We start from the raw sequence: 21,821 nt of genomic DNA, 5'->3' as shown, positions 1-21,821 counted from the left end.
CTCACCGTTCCCGCACCCATGCGAGCAGCCCCGGAATCGCCGCCTCGATCTGCTCGCGCACCAGCTCGAACTCCGGCAGACCGCCGTAGTAGGGGTCCGGTACCGAATCGGTGTCGGCGTCCGGATCGAAGCTGCGGAGCAGGGCACGGCGCTCGGTGGGCACCCCCAGATGCGCGAGTGCGCGGTCGTGCCCGGTGGCCAGGGCCACCACGAGGTCGGCTTCGAGATGCTCGGCGCCGAGCTGCGCAGCCTGGTGACCCGTCGGGTAGCCGTGGCGTTGCAGCACCGCGTTGGTGCGCGGATCGGCCTCGGCGCCGATGTGCCAGCCGTGCGTGCCGGCGCTGCTCACCCGCACCCGTCCGTCGAGCCCCTCCTTCTGCAGATGGTGGGCGAAGATCTTCTCGGCCATCGGGGACCGGCAGATGTTGCCGGTGCACACGAACGTCACATGCAGAGCGTCAGCACTCACCGGTGAGGATCCTCCCCAGTTCGGCGACGCTGCCGACGGCCGTGTGCGCTTGTTCGGATTCGTCGGCGGCGCCGTAGCCGTACTCGACGAACACCGTCGGGATCCCGAACCGGCCGGCGCCGTGCACGTCGTGTTCGCGGTCGCCGACCATCACGACCCCGGCGGTGCCGCCGGCGTGGGCCTCGACCGGTTCGATGCCCAGTGCGGCGAGACTGTGCGCGACCACGTCGTCCTTTGCGCGGCGGCTGCCGTCGGGGCTGGCCCCGCCGATGAACTCGAACGCGTCCGCCACCCTGAAGTGCCGCAGGATCCGCTCGGCGAACACCTCGTTCTTCGACGTCGCGATCGCGAGCCGGCTCCCGGCGCCGCGCACCGCGTTCAGCATCGTCTCGACCCCGTCGAACAGGGCGTTCTCCGCCCAGCCGGTTGCCGCGTAGTACTCGCGGTAGGCGGCGGTGCCCCGATCCACCTGGTCGTCGTCGAGACCGAGCGCGCGCAGCGAATCGGTCATCGGCGGACCCAGCAGCCGCACGAGATTGCCGGTCGGTACCTCGACGCCGAGGGTCGCCAGCGCGTGCCGGAACCCGTTGATCACACCGGTCGCGGAATCGGTGAGGGTGCCGTCGAGATCGAACAGCACCACCGGCGACGGCAGCACCGGAGGGCGGGTGTCGACGAGGAGAGTCACCGGCCCATTGTCGCTGCTGCCCGCCGCGGGCGCCGCGTAGGGTCGTCTCGGAACGACGGACGACGGGCGAGGAGGGCACGTGTCGGCGGCGACTTTGCGTGAGGTGCGGCTGCGTGAGGTGATCGGGGTGCTGGAGGCGGCCTACCCGCCGTCGCTGGCCGAGTCGTGGGATTCGGTCGGCCTCGTCGCCGGTGACCCCGACGAACCGGCGAGCAAGGTGCTGCTGGCCGTCGACGCGACCGCCGCGGTCGTCGACGAAGCCCTCGCGTGGGGAGCGCAGCTGCTGCTTGTGCACCATCCGCTGCTGCTGCGCGGTGTCGACACCGTCGGTGCCCACACCCCGAAGGGCGCACTGATCCACAAGCTGATCCGCGGCGGCTGCGCCCTGTTCACCGCCCACACCAACGCGGACCGTGCCGACCCCGGCGTGTCCGACGCGCTCGCGCAGGCGCTCGGCCTGACCGGGCTGCGACCCCTGGAACCGAAGCCGGAACCGGCCACCGACAAGTGGGTGGTGATGGTTCCGTCCGAGGCCGCCGACACCGTGCGCGACGCCCTGTTCGCCGCGGGGGCGGGAGCGATCGGCAACTACCGGGAATGCTGCTGGACCGCCTCGGGCACCGGACAGTTCCGGCCGCTCACCGGCGCGGACCCGGCGATCGGCAGCGTCGGCGAACTCGAACGGGTCGCCGAGGATCGCATCGAGGTGATCGCGCCGCGCCGCGCCCGCTCGGCGGTCCTCGCCGCCCTGCGCTCGGCGCACCCCTACGAGGAACCCGCCTTCGACGTGTTCGAACTGGCCGAACTGCCCAGCTCCCGGGGCCTCGGCCGCGTCGGCGAACTATCCGAACCGCAGACCTTCCGCGCATTCACCGAGACGGTCGCGGCCGCGCTGCCCACCACCGAATGGGGTGTGCGCGGCGCCGGCGACCCGGACCGGCAGATCCGCACCGTGGCCGTGTGCGGCGGATCCGGCGACTCGTTCCTCGGGACCGTCGCGAAACTCGGCGTCGACGCCTACGTCACCGCCGATCTGCGGCACCACCCCGCCGACGAGCACCTGCGCGCCGGCGGCCCGGCGCTGGTCGACGTCGCGCACTGGGCCAGCGAATACCCGTGGTGCGAGCAGGCCCGCGGTGTACTCGATGCCGCGTTCGGGGATCGCCCGGGGTGGGCCGCGCGGGTCAGTGAGCTGCGCACCGACCCGTGGACGACCGCCGCCCGGTGACGCACCCGCGCGCGGTACCGTAATCAGCTACGACCGTCCCCTCCGAAGCCCCTACTCCGAGTTCTCGAAAGCAGGAACCACCCGCGTGAACGTCGAACCCGCCGTGCAGTCCAAGCTTCTGTCCCTCGCCGCCGTGGACGCCGAGCTGAACCGTCTCGCACACCGGCGTCGCACCCTGCCCGAGCAGCAGGAGGTCGAACGTCTCGAAGCCGAGCGCACCAGCCGCAAGGACGCGGCCGTCGCCGTCGAGATCGTCCTCGACGACCTCGACCGGGACATCCGTAAACTCGAGACCGAGGTCGATGCGGTCCGCCAGCGTGGTGATCGCGACCGCAAGCTCCTCGAGAGCGGAACGGTCGGCGCGAAGCAGCTCACCGAACTGCAGCACGAGCTGAGCAGCCTCGAACGTCGTCAGGCGGCACTCGAGGACGAACTCCTCGAGGTCATGGAACGGCGCGAGGCCACCAAGGCCGATCACGATCACGCGGGCGCGCAGGTCTCGAAGATCGACGAGGAGATCGCCGCGGCCGAGAGGCTGCGCGACGAAGCGCTCGCCGACATCGAGGTCGCCGAGCAGCGCTGCCGCACCGACCGTGCCACCCTCGTCGACTCGTTCCCCGCCGACCTCGTCGCCGCCTACGACAAGCAGCGCGAACGCGCCGGCATCGGCGCAGCGCTGCTGCAGGGCCGCCGCTGCGGCGCGTGCCGCCTCGAACTGGACCGCGGCGAGATCGCCCGGATCACCGCCGCGGCACCCGACGTGCTGGTGCGCTGCCCAGAATGCAACGCGATCCTGGTCCGCAAGGAAGCCGGGCAGTGACGACCGTCGTCGTCGAAGCCGACGGCGGCTCGCGCGGTAATCCGGGTCCGGCCGGCTACGGCGCGGTCGTGTTCGACGCCGACCGCCGCACGGTGCTGGCCGAACGCAGCGAGAGCATCGGCATCGCCACCAACAACGTCGCCGAGTACCGGGGACTGATCGCCGGTCTGACCGCGGCCCGTGAACTCGGCGCCGACGCCGTCGACGTGCGCATGGATTCGAAGCTCGTCGTCGAACAGATGTCGGGACGCTGGAAGATCAAGCACCCGGACATGATTCCGCTCGCTGCGCGGGCCCGGGAGCTCGCGGCCGGCTTCGACCGCGTCGACTTCACGTGGATCCCGCGCATGCAGAACGCGTACGCGGACCGGCTCGCCAACGAGGCGATGGACGCCGCGGCCGCCGGGGTGGTCGGAGCGGTCGACCCGGTGACGGTGGAGGCTCCCACGGCCGCACCGGCCGCGAACACCGCACCGGCCGAGAACACCGCACCCGGCTGGACCGGAGCGGTCGGCTCACCCACCCGGTTCCTGCTGCTGCGGCACGGCCAGACCCCGCTGTCGGTCGAACGGCGCTATTCCGGGCGGGGCAACCCGCAGCTCACCGATCTCGGTCGTGCGCAGGCCGAGGCTGCGGCGACCCGGATCGGGAAGCGGGGCGGCGTCGCGGCGATCGTCTCGTCGCCGCTGGACCGGGCACGCGCCACCGCCGCGGCGGCAGGCCGGGCCCTGGACCTGCCCGTGGCAGTGCACGACGGTCTCACCGAAACCGATTTCGGCGCCTGGGAGGGCCTGACGTTCCGCGAAGCCGCCGACCGGGACCCGGACCTGCACCGCGCGTGGCTCGGCGACACCTCCGTGCGGCCACCGCAGGGGGAGAGCTTCGACGAGGTCAACGCGCGCATCGCGAAGGTCCGCGACGAGCTGATCCGGGAATATCCGGGACAGACCGTGCTGCTGGTCTCGCACGTCACGCCGATCAAGACGATGCTGCAGTTCGCGCTCGACGCCGGGCCCTCGCTGCTCTACCGGCTGCACCTGGATCTGGCGTCGCTGTCGATCGCAGAGTTCTTCGCCGACGGCGGATCCTCGGTGCGGCTGGTCAACGACACCTCGCACCTGTGACGGTGCGGAGGTGACGTCGAACCGGTGGTGACGGGCGACTGAGACTCAGGCGCCGCAGTTGTTGCCGGTCGGTCCGCCGGCGAACTGCGCGTCGAGCCACTCCAGGCCTTGCGCGGCCGCGGGCAGCAACCCGACCCCGTGCCCGACGACGGTCTTCTCCAGGACCGGGGGTATGGGATACCGCTGATAGTCGACGGATACCCCTGCGGCGCACCATTTCCCGACCATCGTGTCGACGCCTGTCACGAGCACGAGATCGTCGGCGGCGTTCTGCCCGACGAACATCGGGACCGACGGAGGGGTGTTGCCCAGTTCCTGCCGTTTCACCGCGCTCGCCCACGGCTCCGCCGACAGATAGTCGGCGATGGGCCGCCCGTCGAGCGTGTACCGGGTGGTGGACGCCAACGGATTCAGCAGCGGGAAGTCGTACACGCAGGAGTCCGCGGCCCGGTCCAGGATCTCGCGACCCTCGGGATTGAACACCGCGAGCATCTCCTCGGCGTCGTCCGGGTACGCCGCGACGAAGCCGTTGACGACCCAGCCGATCCCACCGGTCAGGATGGAGCCGTCGCCGGCAACGGCGAGATCGGCCAGCGACGCGGGCGGTGATCCGGCGACCGCCGCGACCACCGGCAACTCGGGTGCGTAGCTGTCCTTCAACTCCGCGGCGGCCGCCGAGCTCATCCCGCCCTGCGAGTATCCCCAGAACGCGAACCGGGTGTCCTCGGCGATGCCCAGCTCGGTCAGCGACCGTGCGGCCCGCGCGAGATCGAGCATCGCGTGACCCTGCGATTCGCGGTTCAGGTAGGGATGGATCCCCGGCGTGCCCAGACCCTCGTAGTCGGTGACGGCCACGGCGTAGCCGCGCGCGAGCAACGGGGCGATCTGCAGATACTCGTACTCCTGGCCGAAGACCATGAGCTTCGACGGCGCACACTGGTCACCCATACCCTGCGTGCCCGGGCCGACGATCACCGTCGGCCGCGGTCCGGTCCCCGCCCACGGCAGGGTCGGGACCAGCACCGTGCCGGTGACAGCCACGGGGTCCCCGGCCGCTCCCACGCTGCGGTACATCACCCGGGTGACGGTGGCATCGATCGCGAGTGGGGTGCCGGGCACGATCGCCGCCACCGACGGCTCGACGCGCAGCACGTCCCCCGGGGAGCCCGCAGGCAGCGGATCGGGCGGCAGGTAGAAGTCGGTGTACTCGCCGGAGCGACCGGCCGGGTCGGCGGCGGCCACCGGCGCGGCGAGCGGCGCCGCGACGGTGATTCCCGCGACCGCGATCATCGCGAGATTCCTGAGCTTGCGGGGCATTCGGGTTCCTGTCTGTCTTCAGCGGTGCTGCCTCAGCGGCCGGAGACCGCGGGATGTGCCTGGTGCACGGACACGTCGACACGGTCCTGGTAGAACGCGACGTGCCCGCGCAGACGAGCGACCTGCTCGTACGGATCGTCGTAACTCCAGCACAGCGGTTCCCCGCCGTCGCCTTCGACGCTCCAGTAGGTGGCTTCCCCCTTGTACGGGCAGCGGGTCGACGGGGCGTCGGACGTTGCGAGATCGACGAGGACGTCGGCGCGGGGGAAGTAGAAGACCAGCCCGTGATCCTGTTCGTCGACGAGCAGCGACCTGCTCGTCTCCGCGAGGCGCACGCCGTTCAGGGTTGCGCGCACCAGGTTGCGGCGCGCGTGGATGTCGACGCGGTAGTCGGGCCGGGCCGCGAAGCCGGGGGAACGGGTGCTGTCGGTTCCTGTGCTCATGGGTGTCCTCGTTCGGATCGGTCGGGCACGGTTCGGGGTGTGCTCACAGCCGTGACGCGGCCGGAATCGCCGCGTCCTCGGGCCGGATCGGCCGGATCATCGCCTCCTGAGTGAACGACGCGAGCAGGTCACCGGAGTCGGTGTGCACCTGCCCGCGCACGTACGACATGCCGGAACCGACCTGCGTGCTCTCGTGCGAGTACAGCAGCCATCCGTCCCAGCGGACCGGTTCGTGGAAGGCGACCGTGACCGTCATGACCCCGGTCGAGATCGTCCGGTGTGCCTGGCTCGTGCCGACACCCTCGTGCGCGCGCAGCGTCGCCGACACCGACAGGTGGTTCGTGAAGTGCGCGAGCAGCGCCTTGGCGAGGTCGGCGCGCTCGGGGACGGGGTCGTAGCGCAACCATGCGTGCAGTTCCGGGGGTCCGACCTCCTCCGGGCTGCGGACGTCCACCACGCCGACGACCCGCAAGTCGCGGCCGGTCATGGGCATGTGTACCGGATGAGCGGCTTCGGGACCGGCGACCTGAGGCTTGGCCGCATGGTGCCGGACGACGTCGCCGGTGGGCACGTCGGCGAGCACCGAGACCATCGCGTGCCGGCGGCCGTTCTGGCAGACGGCGACCTCCGCGTCGGCCATCGTGCGGCCCTCGTGCAGCACGTCGACCTCGAAGTCGACCGGAACCTCCGAGTCGACCGCCCGCACGAACACCGCCCGCGCGGACCGGATCTGCTTGTCGGGGAACCGTTTCGCGGTGGCGACGATGGCCTGGGCGAGCAGCTGGGTCGCATCGGCGACGCGCCGGCCGCCGCCGTCGCTCTCGCCGGTGAAGCGGTTCTCGCCGCTGGGTGTGACGTCGAAGATGCGGAGCATGCGCTCCACCGACGATTCCTCGACGGTCCTTACCGAATCCCGAGGTGTCGTCACGCCCGCTCCTTCGCCGAACCCCGCGAGAGCAGAGTTCTCCGAGAGCAGGAGCCGGATTACCCCTGCAACTTGCGGATCGTACGCATGTTCCGGGTCGTAGTCACGGACTTGTACCGGGCACGGCCCACGACCTTCCCGAACGCGCTGCTCAGCGTCGACCCCTTGACGACATGCCAGTAGACGACGCCCTCACCCGGCGCGACCCGCTCGATCTGCGGGTCCACGGCAATACCGAGCAATTCCTCGCGCACGGCCGGGTCGGCCACGAAGACGACGTAGGTGTGCCAGCCGTCCCGGTTCTCCTCGAACGGGCAGGCATCGGCGAGACCGGCGAATCGGGCCTGCTCGAGCACGAACACGAACGCCTCGTAACCGAAGCGGGCACCCAGGGCCGCCTCGATCTCCGCCTTCAACGAGGCCGGGTCGGTGTTCTCCGAGCCGAACACGACGTTGCCGGAGGCGAGCACCGTACGCACGTCGCCGTAGCCGAGTCCGGTGAACACGTCCTTCAGGTCCGCCATCTTGATGGTGATGCCGCCGACATTGATCCCTCGCAGCAGAGCCACGTAACGCGTCATGGACGGCACCGTAGTTCGCGTATCCGACAGGCAGGGCAGTATGGTTGTCGACGCGGACGAGTTGGCCGGGCGGCCGCGGATCGAGGAACCGGCACCGAATGGTGTCAGGCCCCGAGCCGAGGAAAGTCCGGACTCCACAGAGCAGGGCGGTTGCTAACGGCAACCCGAGGTGACTCGCGGGACAGTGCCACAGAAAACAGACCGCCTGCCCTTCGGGGCAGGTGAGGGTGAAACGGTGCGGTAAGAGCGCACCAGCACCCCGGGTGACCGGGGTGGCTCGGTAAACCCCGCCCGGAGCAAGGTCGAAGGCCGCACCACCACCCCCTCGGGGCGGCGGTGCGGCTGCGCAGGTGTTCGAGGGCTGCTCGCCCGAGCCTGCGGGTGGACCGCTCGAGGTACCCGGTGACGGTGTGCCCAGATGGATGGTCGCCACCCCGCCTCGGCGGGGGACAGGATCCGGCTTACAGGCCGACTCGTCCGCCCTTCACGGGCACCGCCGGGTGACCGGAGCGGGTCCGGTCAGAGCGGGCCGACCACCAGCAGCTGCGCCCAGTAGGTAGCCGCGTCGGCACCCAGGTAGGGCAGCAGGTTGTCGAAGATCAGGTAGGACATGTGGTTCTCCTCGGCTCTCGTATCGGGTTCGGGGGACCGGACGCGACGGTACCAGCCACGCCCGACCGGCGGGTTCGGCCCGTTCTCGCCCACCGTTGCGGCAGACTGTCGATATGAGTGACGACGGTTGGTACTACGACGTGAGCACCGGCAAGGTCTCCCAGGGCAAGGATCCCAACGCACTGAATCGGATGGGTCCCTATCCGGACCGAGCCACCGCCGAGCGCGCGCTCGAGATCGCGGCCGAACGCAACAAGGCCGCGGACGCCGCCGACGAAGAGTGGAACAACTGAGGAGCCTCACGCGCCCGTGGTGAACACACGCATTGTCGTCGCGCCCGCGATCGACTTCGGTGCCGTCCGCGCCGAATTCGCGCTCGACGACCGCTACCCCGCGTCCGCGATCGCGGAAGCGGAGAAGACCGTCGACCGTTTCGCGGCCGAGCGCGAGGACCGCACGGACCTGCCGCTCGTGACGATCGATCCGCCCGGGTCGATGGACCTCGATCAGGCGCTGCATCTCGAACGCACCGCCGACGGCGGGTTCGTCCTGCACTACGCGATCGCCGATGTGCACGCCGTCGTCGAACCGGGTGGTGCGATCGACAAGGAGAGCCACAAACGCGGCCAGACCTACTACCTGCCGGACGGTTCGGTCCCGCTGCATCCGCGGGAGCTGGCGGAGGGCTCGGCGAGTCTGCTGCCCGGTGAGATCCGGCCCGCGGCGCTGTGGCGGATGGAACTCGACGCGGCCGCCGAACCCGTCTCCGTGACGGTGAGGCGGGCGCTGGTGCGTTCGGCGGCGCGGTTGGACTACGCCGGGGTGCAGGCCGACGCGGTGGCCGGGACGCTGCATCCGTCGATCGCGGCGCTGCCCGAGTTCGGTCGCCTGCGTCAGGCCGCGGCGCGGGCGCGCGGCGCGATCGAGTTGCGGTTGCCGGAGCAGGACGTCGTCGCCGACGGTAAGGGCTGGACGCTGCAGATCGAACCGCGCACCGCGGCCGACGACTGGAACTCTCAGGTGTCGCTGCTGACCGGCATGTGCGCGGCGTCGATGATGATCGAGGCGAAGGTCGGGCTGCTGCGCACGCTGCCGCCCGCCGACCCGGAAGCGGTTGCCGCGTTGCGGCACACCGCCGCCGCGCTGAACGTTCCGTGGCCGGCGGAGGTGTCCGTCGGCAACTTCCTGGCGGGCCTGGACGCGAACCTGCCCACCACGCTGGTGCTCATGAGCGAGGCACCGGCACTGCTGCGCGGCGCATCGTATCGACCGCTCGACGGGTCGCTGCCGGATCTTCTCGTGCACGGCGCGATCGGCGCACCCTACGCGCACGTCACCGCGCCGCTGCGCCGGTTGTCGGACCGCTACGCCACCGAGGTGTGCCTGGCCGTCAGCGCGGGCGAGCCGGTGCCGCAGCAAATCCGGGACGAGCTGGCCGCGATGCCCGACATCATGTCGGCGTCGGATTCGATCGCCGGGAAGATCGCCCGCACCTGCATCGACCTGACCGAGGCGACGGTGCTGGCGCCGCGGGTGGGCGAACAGTTCGACGCGACCGTCATCCGGGGCGCGAACGGCCGGCGCGACGCGCAGGTGTTCGTCCCGTCCGAGACCGTCATCGCCCCGTGCAGCGGCGAGCCGGACGACGGCACCCACGTGCGGGTCACGCTCGACGTGGCCGACCCGGTGACGCGGAAGGTGCAGTTCGCGTACTCGAGGTGACGGTACCGTCGACGGCGTGACCGACACCCGATCCGACACCCCGACCGGTTCCGGCCGATCCCGGAACCGCCGTCTCGCCGCCGTTTTCGTCGCCGTCGTCGCGGTGCTCGCGGCCGCGGCCGGGTTCGTGCTGTGGCTCGCGCCGAGCCGCTATCTGCCGTGGGACACCGAACCGTTCCCGAAGATCGACACGACCGCGTTGTCGCCGCAGCAGGCCCGCGTCGTCGAGCTGCTCGAGCAGGAACACGACGCGCAGCGGCCCGGCACCTTCTATTCCGAGGGCGTGAAGGAACCGTGGTGCGCCGACTTCGTCAGCTGGATCATGCGCGAAGCCGGAATGCCGCTGTCCAACCCGAATTCGGGGCACTGGCGGATCCCCGGCGTGTACACGCTGCAGGAGTACTACGAGCAGGAGGGCCGATTCGTGCCCGCCGGCTCCGGCCGTGGTCCCGAGGTCGGTGACGTGGTGCTCTACGACAACACCAGCTGGGTCGGTCAGCACACCAACATCGTCGTCGCGGTCGACGGCACCACCGCGATCACGGTCGGCGGCAACGAGATGGGCCGGATCCGGGTGCACAGCCTGGACTGGGCATCGGACCCGGCCGTCGTCGGATTCGGTCTCCTCGCCGGCTGAGGAGACCGAACGGGGCTCACCGGAACCGGTCGGTGGCCTCGACGAGGTGGTGGGTGATGCCGGGCTCGTTCGCGGCGTGTCCGGCGTCGTCGACGATCTGCAGCGTCGACTCCGGCCACGCCCGGTGCAGTGCCCACGCGCTCGTCGCCGGGCACACCACGTCGTAGCGTCCCTGCACGATGACCCCGGGAATGCCGTTCAGCAGGTGCGCATCCCGCAGCAACTGACCCTCGTCGAGGAATCCGCGATGGCGGAAGTAGTGGTTCTCGATGCGGGCGAACGCCAACGCGAAACGCGGCTCCCCGGTTTCGGCGACGTGTTCCGGCCGCGGCAGCAGCGAACTCGTCGCGCCCTCCCAGGTCGACCACGCGACCGCCGCCTCGAGCGCGACCTCGGGATCGGGGGAGTGCAGCAGCCGATGGTAGGTGTCGACCGGATGCTCGCCGGGCTCCGCACCCGCCAGCGGGGCGCAGAACTTCTCCCACAGGTCCGGGAAGATCTGCCCGGCCCCGCCGTTGTAGTACCAGTCGATCTCGCTGCGCCGCAGCAGGAACACCCCGCGCAGGACGAGTTCGGTGACCCGGTCGGGATGTTTCTGCGCGTACGCCAGCGCGAGCGTCGATCCCCACGATCCGCCGAAGACCTGCCAGCGATCGATCCCGAGCCGGGTGCGCAGCAGTTCGATGTCCCCCAACAGATGGCCGGTGGTGTTCGTCGAGAGGTCCGCGCCGTCCGCCACGTGCGGAAGGGACCGGCCGCAGCCCCGCTGGTCGAACAGCACGATGCGGTATGCGCCGGGATCGAAGAACTGCCGATGCAGCGGGGACGTGCCGCCACCCGGGCCGCCGTGCAGGAACACCACGGGCTTGCCGTCCGGGTTTCCGCTGATCTCCCAGTACACCTGCTGGCCGTCGCCGACGTCGAGCATGCCCTGCTCGTACGGCTCGATCGGCGGATAGGGCTTGCGCAACTCGGTCATCAGTAACCCACGAGCGCCGACGCGAAGTCGGGGATCTCGAGCGCCCTCAGCGCCTCGTCGCGAACGTCCGGGCACTGCGCGGTGGTGATCTCGTCGATGCGGGCGCGGTCCCCGGCCAGGGCGATCAGATCGATGCCGTTGTTGGCGGCCCACTCGCCGACGAGCAGGTTCAGGCCGGGCTTGCTCATCGACGGGGTGTAGGTGCGCCAGCTCTGCAGCTCCCCCTCCATCCGGGTGCACAGATCCGCCGCCTGCGTCTCGGTGACCCCACCCGGCAGCGCCGCCGGGGCAGTGGTCTCGGCGGTCGGCGGCGCGGGGTTGGTCGAACCACTCGGCGCGGGTTCGGATCCCGGGGCGCAGGCACCGAGCACGGTGATCGTGGCAGCAGCGACGACGGCCGCGGTCAGCGTGCGTCGGAGTCCGGTCATGGAGTCACCTCGGAGGTCGAGCGGTCGATGTCGACACCGAGTCTGCCACCCGCGGACCGCACGACGGCGGTGCCGTTCGTCACCACTGCGATGGTGCCGTCCGTCACCCGTCAGCCGCGCTCGGCGATGATCCGCGCGATGTTGCGTTCGGCGAGCGCGGCGATCGTCAGCGACGGATTCACCGTGCCGGTGCTGCCCGGGATCAGAGCGCCGTCGACGACGTACAGGCCCGGATGACCGTGCACGCGACCGTAGCCGTCGGTGACCTCGCCGAGGACGGCACCGCCCAGCGGATGGGCGGTGAAGGACGCATTGACATCCGGAGCCATCGGCCGCGCGCCCGGCACGGTGCCGCCGGCCTCGGCCATCGCGTCGTGGACGGCGCGCAGGGCTTCCACGCTCTCCCGTTCCCCGCCCGCCGGCCAGTTCACGACGGCGCGGCCGGCGCCGGCGTCGTAGGTGACCTCGGCGCGGCGCGGGTCGAGGGTCATGCCGAGCGAGGCCAGCATGCCCACGTCCTTCGCGGTGCCCGCGACGAACCAGTTCTCGAGGCTCAGCGGCATGCCCGACTCGTCGACGATCCGGGAGGCGGACGGGGCGCCCTGGTCGCCGGCGAATCCGTCGGTGAGCGCGAAGGAGCGGACCAGCACGGCGTCGCCGTTGGTGCCCCAGCCACGACCGACGCGGTCGTCGAGGTTCGCCAGTGCGCCGGTGTGGCGGGCGCGCAGCAGCAGTTCGGTGGTGCCGATCGAGCCGGCGCCGAGCACCAGCCTGTCGCAGGTCAGCGTCCGCGTCCGCAGCACGGTGCCGAAGGGGTCGACGATCTCGACGTCGACGCGGTAGCGGCCGTCGGGTTCCTGACCGACGGCGAGCACGCGATGCGCGTGGCACACGAGTGCGCGCCCGGTGGCCTCGGCGGCCGGAATGTAGTTCTGTGTGAGGTCGAACTTGGCGCCGTTGGAATTGCCGAGGTTGCTCTCGCCGGCGATCGCCGAGCGCCGCACCCGCCCGGCGAGTTCGTCGCGCACGACGTCCCAGTTCCAGATCCCGTCGATGCGATGCGGGGTGTAGCCGGCCGCGCGGGCGTCCGCGTCCCACCGGCGCGAGTGCGTGAACTCGGGGGCGCCGTAGATGTCGTCGGGCATCGCATCGAGGCGCAGCATGGAGCGCACCTTCGGATACCAGGTGGAGGTCATCTCCCGGTAGTCGAGCCGCGAGCCGAACACGTGCTCGAAGAAGCGCTGCTCGGGCGCGATCATCACGCCGGTGAACACGACGGAGCCGCCGCCGACCGCGGCGCCGCGCCACACCGACAGGTTGGGGTAGTCGACCACGTCGAGGACCCCGGCGAAGTCGTCGCAGGTCACCGGGACACCGGTGGGGCCGATGAACGCCACACGGTGATACAGGCCGCGGCCGTCGGCGAGCAGGTCGGTGGTGAAGATCTCCCGCTGCGGATCGCGCGGCCAGCGCAGGCCGCGCTCGAGGACGGTGATGCGGCTGCCGGACTCGGCCAGGCGCAGCGCCGCGGCGCTGGCCCCGAAACCGGATCCGACGACGATGACCTCGGAGTGGTCGGGTGCGGTCGGGGGAGCGGCGAACAGTTCGGGCACCAGGCGCAGGTAGGTGTCGGTCCCCACGGGCAGCGCGGACGCGGACCGCGATCCTGCGAGCCCCGGCCCGAACGCGACGGCAGCAGCCGCCAGGGTCGATGCCTGCAGGAAACGACGCCGCTTCATCCCAGAGCCCCCAAGGATGTCCGTGATACCCCCCGGACGTGACCGACCGGCCCGCCCGCTACCGGCGGTTACTGTAACCGGAGGACGCGTCCGGAGGCCATCCCGGGTGAATTGCCGGCCCCGAATGCCGACGACGGGTGCCACGGCATGGCCGTGACACCCGTCGGGACCGGGATCAGGGAAGTGGGATCAGAAGGAGTGCTCGGGGCCCGGGAAGGTACCCGCGGCAACCTCGGCGGCGTAGTCGGCCGCGGCGCGGCGCAGTTCGTCGCCGACGTTGCCGAACTTCTTGACGAACTTGGCGGTCTTGCCGCTGGTGTAGCCGGCCATGTCCTGCCACACGAGCACCTGCGCGTCGCACTCGTTGCCCGCGCCGATGCCGACGGTGGGGATGGTCAGCTTGCGGGTGACCTGACCGGCCAGCTCGGCCGGAACCATCTCCATCACGACGGAGAACGCACCGGCTTCCTGGACCGCGATCGCGTCGAGGATCAGCTGCTCGGCGCCGTCGCCACGGCCCTGCACCCGGAACCCGCCGAGGGTGTTGACGGACTGCGGGGTGAAGCCGATGTGGGCCTGCACCGGGATGCCGGCCGCAGTGATCGCCGCGATCTGCGGGGCGACCCGTTCGCCACCCTCGAGCTTCACCGCGTGGGCGCCGCCCTCCTTCATGAACCGGATCGCGGTCGCGAGCGCCTGCTCGGGGGACGCCTCGTACGTGCCGAACGGCAGGTCGGCGATCACCAGCGCGTGCGGTGCGCCACGGACGACGCCGCGTACCAGCGGCAGCATCTCGTCGACGGTGACCGGGACGGTGGTGTCGTAGCCGTAGACGACGTTCGCGGCGGAATCGCCGACGAGCAGCACCGGAATGCCCGCATCCTCGAAGATGCGTGCGGACGAGTAGTCGTAGGCGGTCAGCTCGGCCCAGCGTCGGCCCTCGGCCTTCATCGCCTGCAGGTGATGCACGCGAGTCTTGCGCTTGGGGGCATCGGACGCGGCAGCGCCGCCGTACACGGAAGTCATGTTGTCGGACATCGCTGTCCCTTTCTGCCTCGAGGCCCGTGCGGGGTCCCCGGGTTGGTGATGACGATCTCGAGTCTGCCACCGCACGCTCCGCGCGTGTACCGGGCGCGTCGTGCGATTGGTCACATTCCCGCTCGTCGCAGCCGCCCGGCCGCGGTCGCTCGCGGCGGCGCCGGACCGCGCGTCGCTAGCATCGCTGGAGTGCCGATCCTCACCCCCGGACTGCGATCCCGTGTCCTCACCGGCCTGGCAGTCGCCGGTCTCGCGCTGGCCACCGCCTGCGGCTCCCCGTCGGACACCACGAGGGCGGTCCCGGCCGAACCGGTCGGAGTTCCGGACGGATTGGAGCAGTTCTACACCCAGCCCGTGACCTGGGAGTCCTGCGCGGGCTACGGCACGGACGGTCCCCGCCTCGGGCGCGAGGGCGCGGAATGTGCCCGCATCACCGTTCCCCTCGACTACGACGACCCGGACGGTGCGACCGCGAAGATCGCGATCTCGCGTGTGCGCGCGGGCGGGGACAGGATCGGATCCCTGCTGGTCAACCCGGGCGGACCGGGGGCATCCGGTCTGGGCATGGCCACCGTCGCCGCGTCCACCGAACTCGCGGAACGATTCGACGTCGTCGGTTTCGATCCGCGCGGGGTCGGTGCGTCCGAGCCCGCGGTGCGCTGCCTGACCGACGCGGAGGCCGACGCGGAACGGGCCCGCGACGACGGCGACATGTCCCCCGAGGGCATCGCCGCGAGCGAGAAACACAGCCAGGAGTACGCGGACGCGTGCGTCGAGCGGTCCGGACTCGATCTGCTCGCCCACGTCGGTACCCGCGAGGTGGTCCGCGACATGGACGTCATCCGCGGCGTGCTCCGCGACGAGAAGCTCAACTACCTGGGTTTCTCGTACGGAACCCGGCTCGGCACGGTCTACGCCGAGACGTTCCCCGACCGGGTCCGCGCCCTCGTCCTCGACGGCGCGCTCGACCCCGAGCAGGAACCCGTCGAGGAGGTGGTGCTACAGGCCGCCGGTTTCCAGCGGGCGTTCGATGCGTTCGCCGCGGACTGTGCCCGCTACGACACCTGCGCGCTCGGCACCGATCCGACGCAGGCCGTCGCGCGGTTCCGGGCGCTGGTCGACCCGCTGATCACCGCCCCGGCCCGGACCACCGACCCGCGCGGACTCAGCCACCGCGACGCGATCACCGGTGTGCAGCAGGCCCTGTACTCGCCGAGTCTGTGGGGGTCGCTGCGCGGCGGCCTGCGGTCGCTGGCCGACGGCAACGGCGACACGCTGCTGTTGCTGGCGGATATGTACGAGGGGCGGGGCGAGGACGGCACCTACAACAACGTCAACGACGCGTTCAACGCGATCCGGTGCGTCGACGACCCGCGGATCACCGACCGGGCCCTGGCCGGCGAGGCCGACACCCGGTTCCGGGAGGCGGCGCCGTTCCTCGACGACGGCCGCGGAACCGGGCAGGCCCCGCTGGATCTGTGTGCGTTCTGGCCGGTGCCGAACACCGGCGAGCCGCACACTCCGGAGGTTCCGGGATTGCCTCCGGTGCTGGTGGTCTCGACCACCGAGGATCCCGCGACCCCCTATCAGGCCGGCGTGGATCTGGCCCGTCAGCTCGGCGGCGCGCTCATCAGTTTCACCGGGACCCAGCACACCGTGGTGCTCGACGGGCAGCGGTGCGTCGACGACCCGGTGATCCGGTATCTGGTGTCCCTCGAGGTGCCGGAATCCGACCCGCACTGCTGACCCGTAGCGGTTGTGAGCGACACGCCGCATCGATAACTCACCGATGTAACACGGAGTTAACTCCCAGTGCCTAGTCTCGCCACTATGGATCGCCAGAAGGAGTTCGTGCTCCGCACCCTCGAAGAGCGCGACATTCGGTTCGTGCGCCTGTGGTTCACCGATGTCGTCGGGACGCTCAAATCCGTGGCGATCGCCCCGGCCGAACTCGAAGGAGCCTTCGAGGAGGGCATCGGTTTCGACGGCTCGGCCATCGAGGGTTTCTCCCGCATCTCCGAGGCCGACATGGTCGCGCGGCCGGACGCCACGACCTTCCAGGTGCTGCCGTGGATGGACGATCGCGGACACCAGTACTCGGCGCGGATGTTCTGCGACATCACCATGCCGGACGGCACCCCCAGCTGGGCGGACCCGCGGCACGTGCTGCGCCGCCAGCTGAACAAGGCGTCGGATCTGGGTTTCAGCTGCTACGTGCACCCCGAGATCGAGTTCTTCCTCGTCGAGAACGGTGAGCCCGGCCAGCCCCCGGTCCCGGCCGACGACGGTGGCTACTTCGACCAGTCCGTGCACCGCTCGGCCCCGAACTTCCGCCGGCACGCGATCGACGCGCTCGAGTCGATGGGTATCTCGGTCGAGTTCAGCCATCACGAGACCGCCCCCGGCCAGCAGGAGATCGATCTGCGCTACGCCGACGCGCTGTCGATGGCCGACAACGTGATGACCTTCCGCTACGTGGTCAAGGAGATCGCGATGGCGGAGGGTGTGCGCGCGACCTTCATGCCCAAGCCGTTCCGTGAGCACGCCGGTTCGGCGATGCACACGCACATGAGCCTGTTCGAGGGCGAGAACAACGCCTTCCACGATCCGGACGATCCGCTGCAGCTCTCCGCGACCGGCAAGGCGTTCATCGCCGGCATCCTCGAGCACGCCAACGAGATCAGCGCCGTCACCAACCAGTGGGTGAACTCCTACAAGCGCATCGTGCACGGCGGAGAAGCCCCCACGGCCGCGTGCTGGGGTCCGTCGAACCGTTCGGCGCTCGTGCGCGTGCCGATGTACACGCCGAACAAGGCGTCGTCGCGCCGCGTGGAGATCCGCACCCCGGACTCGGCGTGCAACCCCTACCTGACGTTCGCGGTGCTGCTGGCCGCCGGTCTGCGCGGCATCGAGAAGGGCTACGAGCTCGCCCCCGAGGCCGAGGACGACGTGTGGTCGCTGACCTCCGCCGAGCGGCGCGCGATGGGCTACCGCGAGCTGCCCACCGATCTCGACATCGCGCTGCGCGAGATGGAGAAGTCCGAGCTGGTCGCCGAGGCGCTCGGCGAGCACGTGTTCGACTACTTCCTGCGCAACAAGTGGCGTGAATGGGAGAACTACCGCAGCCAGGTCACCCCGTACGAGCTGGAGCAGTACCTGGGTCTGTAGTCGGCGATAGGGTGAATGGCGTGCGGACGCGGACAGAGGAGATCGCGGCAGATCCGACCGGCGTGGGACCGGGGGTGGGTGCGTGGTGAAACCGCCACCCGCCCGGTCCGCGATTCCCGGACCGGGCCGGCTCGGGCTCGTCGAGCCCACGGCCGCAGCCCACCTCGAACAGCTCGCCTGGAACGACACCGACAGCATCGAACTGCTGTGGTCGTTGTCGCGCGCCCCGAACGCCGATCTGGCGTTGCGGAACCTGGTTCGGCTGCAGGAGGCACTCGACGAGGCCGGGTGGGCCGAACTCGACGGCGCGCTGCGTTTCGACAAGGGACTGCGGGGACGGCTGTTCGGGTTGTTCGGGGCCTCCGCGGCGTTCGGCGACCATGTCGTCGCCCACCCGGACCGCTGGCGCATGCTCGCCGGGAAACTCGAGCTGCCGGACCGGCACACGTTCACCGCGCGCATGCTCGACTGCGTCGGAGCGGTCGCCGAGCCGGGGGGCCGCACCGACACGCTCGTCTACCGGGCGCAGCTCACCGGCCCCGCGGCGATACCGGCGCTGCGCACCTCCTATCGCGATCAGCTGATGCTCATCGCCGCCGTGGATCTCGCGGCGACCGTCGAGAACGAGCCGGTGCTGCCGTACATCGAGGTGGGACACAAGCTCGCGGATCTCGCCGACGCGGCCTTGACCGCCGCGCTGGCCGTCGCGGTCGCGACGATCGTCCCCGAGGGACCGTGCCCCGTCGATCTCGCGGTCATCGCGATGGGCAAATGCGGTGCGCGCGAACTGAACTACGTCAGCGACGTCGACGTCGTGTTCGTGGCGGAGCCCGCCGACGCGCGCGCGAGCCGCATCGCCGGGGAGATGATGCGAATCGGCACGTCGGCGTTCTTCGACGTCGATGCCGCGCTGCGTCCGGAAGGTAAACGCGGCGAACTGGTCCGAACCCTCGACTCGCACATCGCCTACTACATCCGGTGGGCCAAGACGTGGGAGTTCCAGGCGCTGCTCAAGGCCCGGCCGATGGCCGGCGATCTCGAACTGGGCCGCCGCTACATCGAGGCGTTGAGCCCGATGGTGTGGACCGCGTCCGAGCGTGAGGCGTTCGTTCCGGAAGTGCAGGCGATGCGCCGGCGCGTCGAGGAACTCGTCCCCGCGGAATTGCGCGAACGCGAACTGAAACTCGGACGCGGGAGCCTGCGCGACGTCGAATTCGCGGTCCAGCTGCTGCAACTCGTGCACGGCCGCGCCGACGAATCGCTGCGGGTACCCAACACGGTGGAAGCGTTGTCGGCGCTCGCGGAAGGCGGGTATGTCGGCCGCGACGACGCCGCGAACCTGCGGGCGTCGTACGAGTTCCTGCGATTGCTCGAACACCGGCTGCAACTGCAGAAGCTCAAACGCACCCATACCCTGCCGCCCGCCGAGGACCGGGAGGCACTGCGCTGGCTGGCCCGTGCCGCGCACATGCGGCCGGACGGCCGCAACGACGCGCTCGGGGTGCTCGAGGCCGAGATCAAGCGGAACTCGGCCCGGGTCCGCAAGCTGCACGCCAAGCTGTTCTACCGTCCGCTGCTCGAATCGGTGGCCCGCCTCGACGCGGAGGCGGTGCGGCTGTCCCCGGAAGGTGCGGTGCGTCAGCTCGCGGCGCTCGGCTACAGCGCACCGGAACACGCGCTCGGACACCTGACCGCGCTGTCCGGTGGTGCCTCGCGCAAGGCGCGGATCCAGGCACTGATTCTTCCGCAGCTGCTCGAATCGCTGAGCGACACAGTCGATCCCGACGCGGGCCTGCTGGCGTACCGGCGGCTGTCCGACGCGATGTACAACGCGGTGTGGTTCCTGCGGACACTGCGCGACGAACCCTCGGTCGCCGAACGGCTGATGACGGTGCTCGGATCGTCGGCGTTCGTGCCGGACCTGCTCATCAACGCCCCCGACGTGGTGCGCCTGTTCGCGGACGGCCCCAACGGTCCGCGCCTGCTCGAACCGCAACCCGAGGAGGTCGCGAAGGCGATCGTCACGTCGTCGGCGCGGTACGACGATCCGGTGCGCGCGATCGGGGCGGCCCGATCGCTGCGGCGCGCCGAACTCGCCCGTGTCGCCAGCGCCGACATCCTCGGCATGCTCGACGTGCCCCAGGTGTGCCGGGCCCTGTCGAGCGTGTGGTCCGCGGTGCTCGAGGCGGCGCTGGGCGCCGTGATCCGCGCATCCGAACAGAAGCAGGGCCCTGCGCCGGCGCGCATCGCGGTGATCGGCATGGGCAGGCTCGGCGGCGCCGAACTGGGCTACGGGTCCGATGCCGACGTGCTGTTCGTGTGCGAGCCGCTACCGGACGCCGACGAAACGGTGGCCGTCAAGTGGGCCAACCAGATCGCCGAACAGGTCCGCAAGCTGCTCGGCGCGCCGAGCACCGATCCGCCGCTGGAGGTGGACGCGGGCCTGCGGCCCGAGGGTCGCAGTGGGCCGTTGGTGCGCACACTCGCCTCGTACCAGGCGTACTACGCGCAGTGGGCGCAGGCGTGGGAGGTGCAGGCGCTGCTGCGTGCGCACCCCGCCGCCGGCGACCCCGATCTCGCTGAACGGTTCCTGCGCATGATCGACGCGGTCCGTTACCCGGAGGGTGGGGTGTCGCAGGAGGCGGTGCGCGAGATCCGGCGGATCAAGGCGCGCGTCGACTCGGAGCGGCTGCCGCGCGGTGCGGATCCGGCGACCCACACCAAGCTCGGCCGCGGTGGCCTGGCGGACATCGAATGGACCGTGCAGTTGCTGCAATTGCAGCACGCCCACCGGATTCCGGCGCTGCACAACACCTCGACGCTCGAGGCGCTCGATGCGATCGGTGCCGCGGAACTCGTCAGCCAGGAGGATGTCGCGCTGCTGCGGGAGTCCTGGCTCCTGGCGACGCGGGCCCGCAACGCGCTCGTGCTGGTGCGGGGCAAACCGACCGATCAGCTGCCCGGGCCGGGTAAGACGCTGACCGCCGTCGCGCGGGTCGCGGGATGGGAGGGGGACGCCTCCGAGTTCCTGGACCACTACCTGCGGGTCACGCGGCGAGCCCGGGCCGTCGTCGAGCGGGTCTTCGGGGGAACCGACAACGGTTACGGAAGCGCGCACGGATACGACGGGCACGGGTAGTGGCCACGGGGTAAGGCGACCCCGGTAGGGGAGCGGTCAGCTCTGCGCGAAGAGGCGGATGCGTTGTTCGCGGCTGCGCTCGAGATGTGTGCGCATGTGCTCGCGGGCGGCGCTTTCGTCGCGGGCCCGCAGGGCGGCCAGGATCTGCTCGTGCTCGGCGTTGAGGAGGTCGGGTTCGCCGTAGTTGGACGGCGGCCCCGAGTCGTAGATGCGCAGCTGGGTGGTAAGGCGCACCAGCAGCGCGGTGATGGTCGAGTTGTGCGCGGCCTGCCACAGGGCCTCGTGGAACCGGAAGTTTCCGCTGCGTACCTCGGCGTCGTCGGTTGCGGCGCAACAGAATCCGTGGAGCTGTTCGAGGCGTGCCATGTCGAGTTCGGTGTGCCGGACGGCGGCGGCCCCGGCGGCTTCGGATTCGAGCGCGACACGTGCCGCGTAGATCTCGATGACGTCCTCGGCGGTGCCCGAGCGCACCCGGAAGCCGCGGGTGGCGCGTTCGAGCAGCCCGTCGTGGGCGAGCCAGTTGAGCGCTTCGCGGATCGGGGTGCGGGAGGCCCCGTAGGTCTCGCTGAGCTGAGTCTCGTGCAGGGCGGCGCCGCGGGGGAACTTGCCGGCGAGGATGTCCGCGCGCAGACGCAGGTACTGCTTCGACGTCTGGTCGTCGCGTCCGGTCGGGGGCTCGGAGAGCAGGGAACCGGTCAGGTCCGCGGTGGTGTCGCCGTGGGTCATGGGTCAGATTATGCCATCGACGACATCCGGATGCTTGC

The 21,821-nt window shown here is 70.5% G+C and carries 20 protein-coding genes and 1 other RNA gene; 10 read left to right on the top strand and 11 right to left on the bottom strand.

Annotated features, from left to right (window positions below):
- Window position 1 precedes the first annotated feature (1 nt).
- Both ACWDTS_RS20915 and ACWDTS_RS20910 read right to left on the bottom strand, forming a co-directional pair.
- Window positions 2-469: a low molecular weight protein-tyrosine-phosphatase gene (locus ACWDTS_RS20915; RefSeq protein WP_197250978.1), complete on the bottom strand. Its 468-nt coding sequence runs from the start codon at window positions 467-469 to the stop codon at window positions 2-4.
- Entirely contained in the window at window positions 459-1,157 is a 699-nt protein-coding gene (locus tag ACWDTS_RS20910) for an HAD hydrolase-like protein (protein WP_450108126.1), read from the bottom strand. The genes ACWDTS_RS20915 and ACWDTS_RS20910 overlap by 11 nt, the downstream gene beginning before the upstream one ends.
- Before the next feature lie 94 nt (window positions 1,158-1,251).
- On the opposite strand from ACWDTS_RS20910, the gene ACWDTS_RS20905 reads away from it, so the two are divergent.
- The 3 genes from ACWDTS_RS20905 to ACWDTS_RS20895 all read left to right on the top strand — a co-directional run bounded on the left by ACWDTS_RS20905 (window position 1,252) and on the right by ACWDTS_RS20895 (window position 4,329).
- Entirely contained in the window at window positions 1,252-2,385 is a 1,134-nt protein-coding gene (locus ACWDTS_RS20905; protein WP_197251016.1) for a Nif3-like dinuclear metal center hexameric protein, read from the top strand.
- A gap of 85 nt (window positions 2,386-2,470) precedes the next feature.
- Entirely contained in the window at window positions 2,471-3,205 is a 735-nt protein-coding gene (locus ACWDTS_RS20900; RefSeq protein WP_197250980.1) for a zinc ribbon domain-containing protein, read from the top strand.
- Window positions 3,166-4,329, top strand: coding sequence for a bifunctional RNase H/acid phosphatase (locus tag ACWDTS_RS20895; protein ID WP_248675310.1), 1,164 nt, complete (start codon window positions 3,166-3,168; stop codon window positions 4,327-4,329). The genes ACWDTS_RS20900 and ACWDTS_RS20895 overlap by 40 nt, the downstream gene beginning before the upstream one ends.
- Window positions 4,330-4,374: 45 nt before the next feature.
- On the opposite strand, the gene ACWDTS_RS20890 is transcribed toward ACWDTS_RS20895, so the two are convergent.
- From ACWDTS_RS20890 to ACWDTS_RS20875, 4 genes are all read right to left on the bottom strand, one after another.
- On the bottom strand, window positions 4,375-5,646 hold the full coding sequence (locus ACWDTS_RS20890) for a lipase family protein (protein ID WP_450118944.1): 1,272 nt from the start codon (window positions 5,644-5,646) through the stop codon (window positions 4,375-4,377).
- Window positions 5,647-5,678: 32 nt separating this feature from the next.
- Window positions 5,679-6,089 carry a DUF427 domain-containing protein gene (locus ACWDTS_RS20885; RefSeq protein ID WP_450118943.1) on the bottom strand — a complete coding sequence of 137 codons (411 nt, stop codon included), beginning with the start codon at window positions 6,087-6,089 and terminating at the stop codon, window positions 5,679-5,681.
- A 43-nt stretch (window positions 6,090-6,132) separates the two neighbouring features.
- A complete protein-coding gene (locus ACWDTS_RS20880; protein ID WP_450118963.1) occupies window positions 6,133-6,963 on the bottom strand; it encodes an acyl-CoA thioesterase in 831 nt (276 codons plus the stop codon).
- A 110-nt stretch (window positions 6,964-7,073) separates the two neighbouring features.
- Complete coding sequence (locus ACWDTS_RS20875; protein ID WP_450118942.1) at window positions 7,074-7,595, bottom strand: DUF1697 domain-containing protein; 522 nt, start codon at window positions 7,593-7,595, stop codon at window positions 7,074-7,076.
- A 57-nt stretch (window positions 7,596-7,652) separates the two neighbouring features.
- On the opposite strand from ACWDTS_RS20875, the gene rnpB reads away from it, so the two are divergent.
- The 4 genes from rnpB (at window position 7,653) to ACWDTS_RS20855 (ending at window position 10,566) form a co-directional block, all read left to right on the top strand.
- Window positions 7,653-8,075: RNase P RNA component class A (rnpB, locus tag ACWDTS_RS20870), an RNA gene on the top strand.
- Between the two features lie 245 nt (window positions 8,076-8,320).
- On the top strand, window positions 8,321-8,500 hold the full coding sequence (locus ACWDTS_RS20865; RefSeq protein ID WP_197250984.1) for a hypothetical protein: 180 nt from the start codon (window positions 8,321-8,323) through the stop codon (window positions 8,498-8,500).
- Window positions 8,501-8,516: 16 nt separating this feature from the next.
- Window positions 8,517-9,929 (top strand): RNB domain-containing ribonuclease, encoded by a 1,413-nt coding sequence (locus ACWDTS_RS20860; protein WP_197250985.1) that lies wholly within the window; start codon window positions 8,517-8,519, stop codon window positions 9,927-9,929.
- Window positions 9,930-9,945: 16 nt separating this feature from the next.
- Complete coding sequence (locus ACWDTS_RS20855) at window positions 9,946-10,566, top strand: CHAP domain-containing protein (protein ID WP_450108127.1); 621 nt, start codon at window positions 9,946-9,948, stop codon at window positions 10,564-10,566.
- Between the two features lie 16 nt (window positions 10,567-10,582).
- Here the strand turns inward: ACWDTS_RS20855 and pip are convergent, their stop codons facing one another.
- From pip to panB, 4 genes are all read right to left on the bottom strand, one after another.
- A complete protein-coding gene (pip, locus tag ACWDTS_RS20850) occupies window positions 10,583-11,545 on the bottom strand; it encodes a prolyl aminopeptidase (RefSeq protein WP_450108128.1) in 963 nt (320 codons plus the stop codon).
- Entirely contained in the window at window positions 11,545-11,973 is a 429-nt protein-coding gene (locus ACWDTS_RS20845) for a hypothetical protein (protein WP_197250988.1), read from the bottom strand. Before ACWDTS_RS20845 ends, pip begins: the two co-directional genes overlap by 1 nt.
- Window positions 11,974-12,083: 110 nt before the next feature.
- A complete protein-coding gene (locus tag ACWDTS_RS20840; RefSeq protein WP_197250989.1) occupies window positions 12,084-13,712 on the bottom strand; it encodes a GMC oxidoreductase in 1,629 nt (542 codons plus the stop codon).
- Between the two features lie 189 nt (window positions 13,713-13,901).
- Complete coding sequence (gene panB / locus ACWDTS_RS20835; protein ID WP_197250990.1) at window positions 13,902-14,750, bottom strand: 3-methyl-2-oxobutanoate hydroxymethyltransferase; 849 nt, start codon at window positions 14,748-14,750, stop codon at window positions 13,902-13,904.
- Window positions 14,751-14,945: 195 nt separating this feature from the next.
- Here panB and ACWDTS_RS20830 point away from each other — a divergent pair, with 195 nt between their 5' ends.
- The 3 genes from ACWDTS_RS20830 (at window position 14,946) to ACWDTS_RS20820 (ending at window position 21,057) form a co-directional block, all read left to right on the top strand.
- Window positions 14,946-16,496 (top strand): alpha/beta hydrolase, encoded by a 1,551-nt coding sequence (locus tag ACWDTS_RS20830; RefSeq protein ID WP_450108151.1) that lies wholly within the window; start codon window positions 14,946-14,948, stop codon window positions 16,494-16,496.
- An 84-nt stretch (window positions 16,497-16,580) separates the two neighbouring features.
- Window positions 16,581-17,918, top strand: a complete 1,338-nt coding sequence (locus tag ACWDTS_RS20825; protein ID WP_197250991.1) for a glutamine synthetase family protein — start codon at window positions 16,581-16,583, stop codon at window positions 17,916-17,918.
- Between the two features lie 82 nt (window positions 17,919-18,000).
- Window positions 18,001-21,057 carry a bifunctional [glutamine synthetase] adenylyltransferase/[glutamine synthetase]-adenylyl-L-tyrosine phosphorylase gene (locus ACWDTS_RS20820; protein ID WP_450118941.1) on the top strand — a complete coding sequence of 1,019 codons (3,057 nt, stop codon included), beginning with the start codon at window positions 18,001-18,003 and terminating at the stop codon, window positions 21,055-21,057.
- A gap of 36 nt (window positions 21,058-21,093) precedes the next feature.
- On the opposite strand, the gene ACWDTS_RS20815 is transcribed toward ACWDTS_RS20820, so the two are convergent.
- A complete protein-coding gene (locus tag ACWDTS_RS20815; RefSeq protein ID WP_197250993.1) occupies window positions 21,094-21,783 on the bottom strand; it encodes a GntR family transcriptional regulator in 690 nt (229 codons plus the stop codon).
- Window positions 21,784-21,821: the final 38 nt, after the last annotated feature.

The sequence above is a fragment of the Rhodococcus sp. NPDC003383 genome, assembly GCF_053589115.1.
The sequence above is the reverse complement of the archived record's forward strand: the minus strand, read 5'-3'. Positions and strand labels throughout refer to the sequence as shown.

What these genes read in the sequence shown, in the direction of transcription:
- ACWDTS_RS20880 (WP_450118963.1), bottom strand. Translation starts at nt 6,963, where the DNA reads ATGCTCCGCATCTTCGACGTCACACCCAGCGGCGAGAACCGCTTCACC.
- ACWDTS_RS20895 (WP_248675310.1), top strand. Translation starts at nt 3,166, where the DNA reads ATGCAACGCGATCCTGGTCCGCAAGGAAGCCGGGCAGTGACGACCGTC.
- ACWDTS_RS20885 (WP_450118943.1), bottom strand. Translation starts at nt 6,089, where the DNA reads ATGAGCACAGGAACCGACAGCACCCGTTCCCCCGGCTTCGCGGCCCGG.
- ACWDTS_RS20825 (WP_197250991.1), top strand. Translation starts at nt 16,581, where the DNA reads ATGGATCGCCAGAAGGAGTTCGTGCTCCGCACCCTCGAAGAGCGCGAC.
- panB (WP_197250990.1), bottom strand. Translation starts at nt 14,750, where the DNA reads ATGTCCGACAACATGACTTCCGTGTACGGCGGCGCTGCCGCGTCCGAT.
- pip (WP_450108128.1), bottom strand. Translation starts at nt 11,545, where the DNA reads ATGACCGAGTTGCGCAAGCCCTATCCGCCGATCGAGCCGTACGAGCAG.
- ACWDTS_RS20875 (WP_450118942.1), bottom strand. Translation starts at nt 7,595, where the DNA reads ATGACGCGTTACGTGGCTCTGCTGCGAGGGATCAATGTCGGCGGCATC.
- ACWDTS_RS20890 (WP_450118944.1), bottom strand. Translation starts at nt 5,646, where the DNA reads ATGCCCCGCAAGCTCAGGAATCTCGCGATGATCGCGGTCGCGGGAATC.
- ACWDTS_RS20840 (WP_197250989.1), bottom strand. Translation starts at nt 13,712, where the DNA reads ATGAAGCGGCGTCGTTTCCTGCAGGCATCGACCCTGGCGGCTGCTGCC.
- ACWDTS_RS20865 (WP_197250984.1), top strand. Translation starts at nt 8,321, where the DNA reads ATGAGTGACGACGGTTGGTACTACGACGTGAGCACCGGCAAGGTCTCC.
- ACWDTS_RS20815 (WP_197250993.1), bottom strand. Translation starts at nt 21,783, where the DNA reads ATGACCCACGGCGACACCACCGCGGACCTGACCGGTTCCCTGCTCTCC.
- ACWDTS_RS20845 (WP_197250988.1), bottom strand. Translation starts at nt 11,973, where the DNA reads ATGACCGGACTCCGACGCACGCTGACCGCGGCCGTCGTCGCTGCTGCC.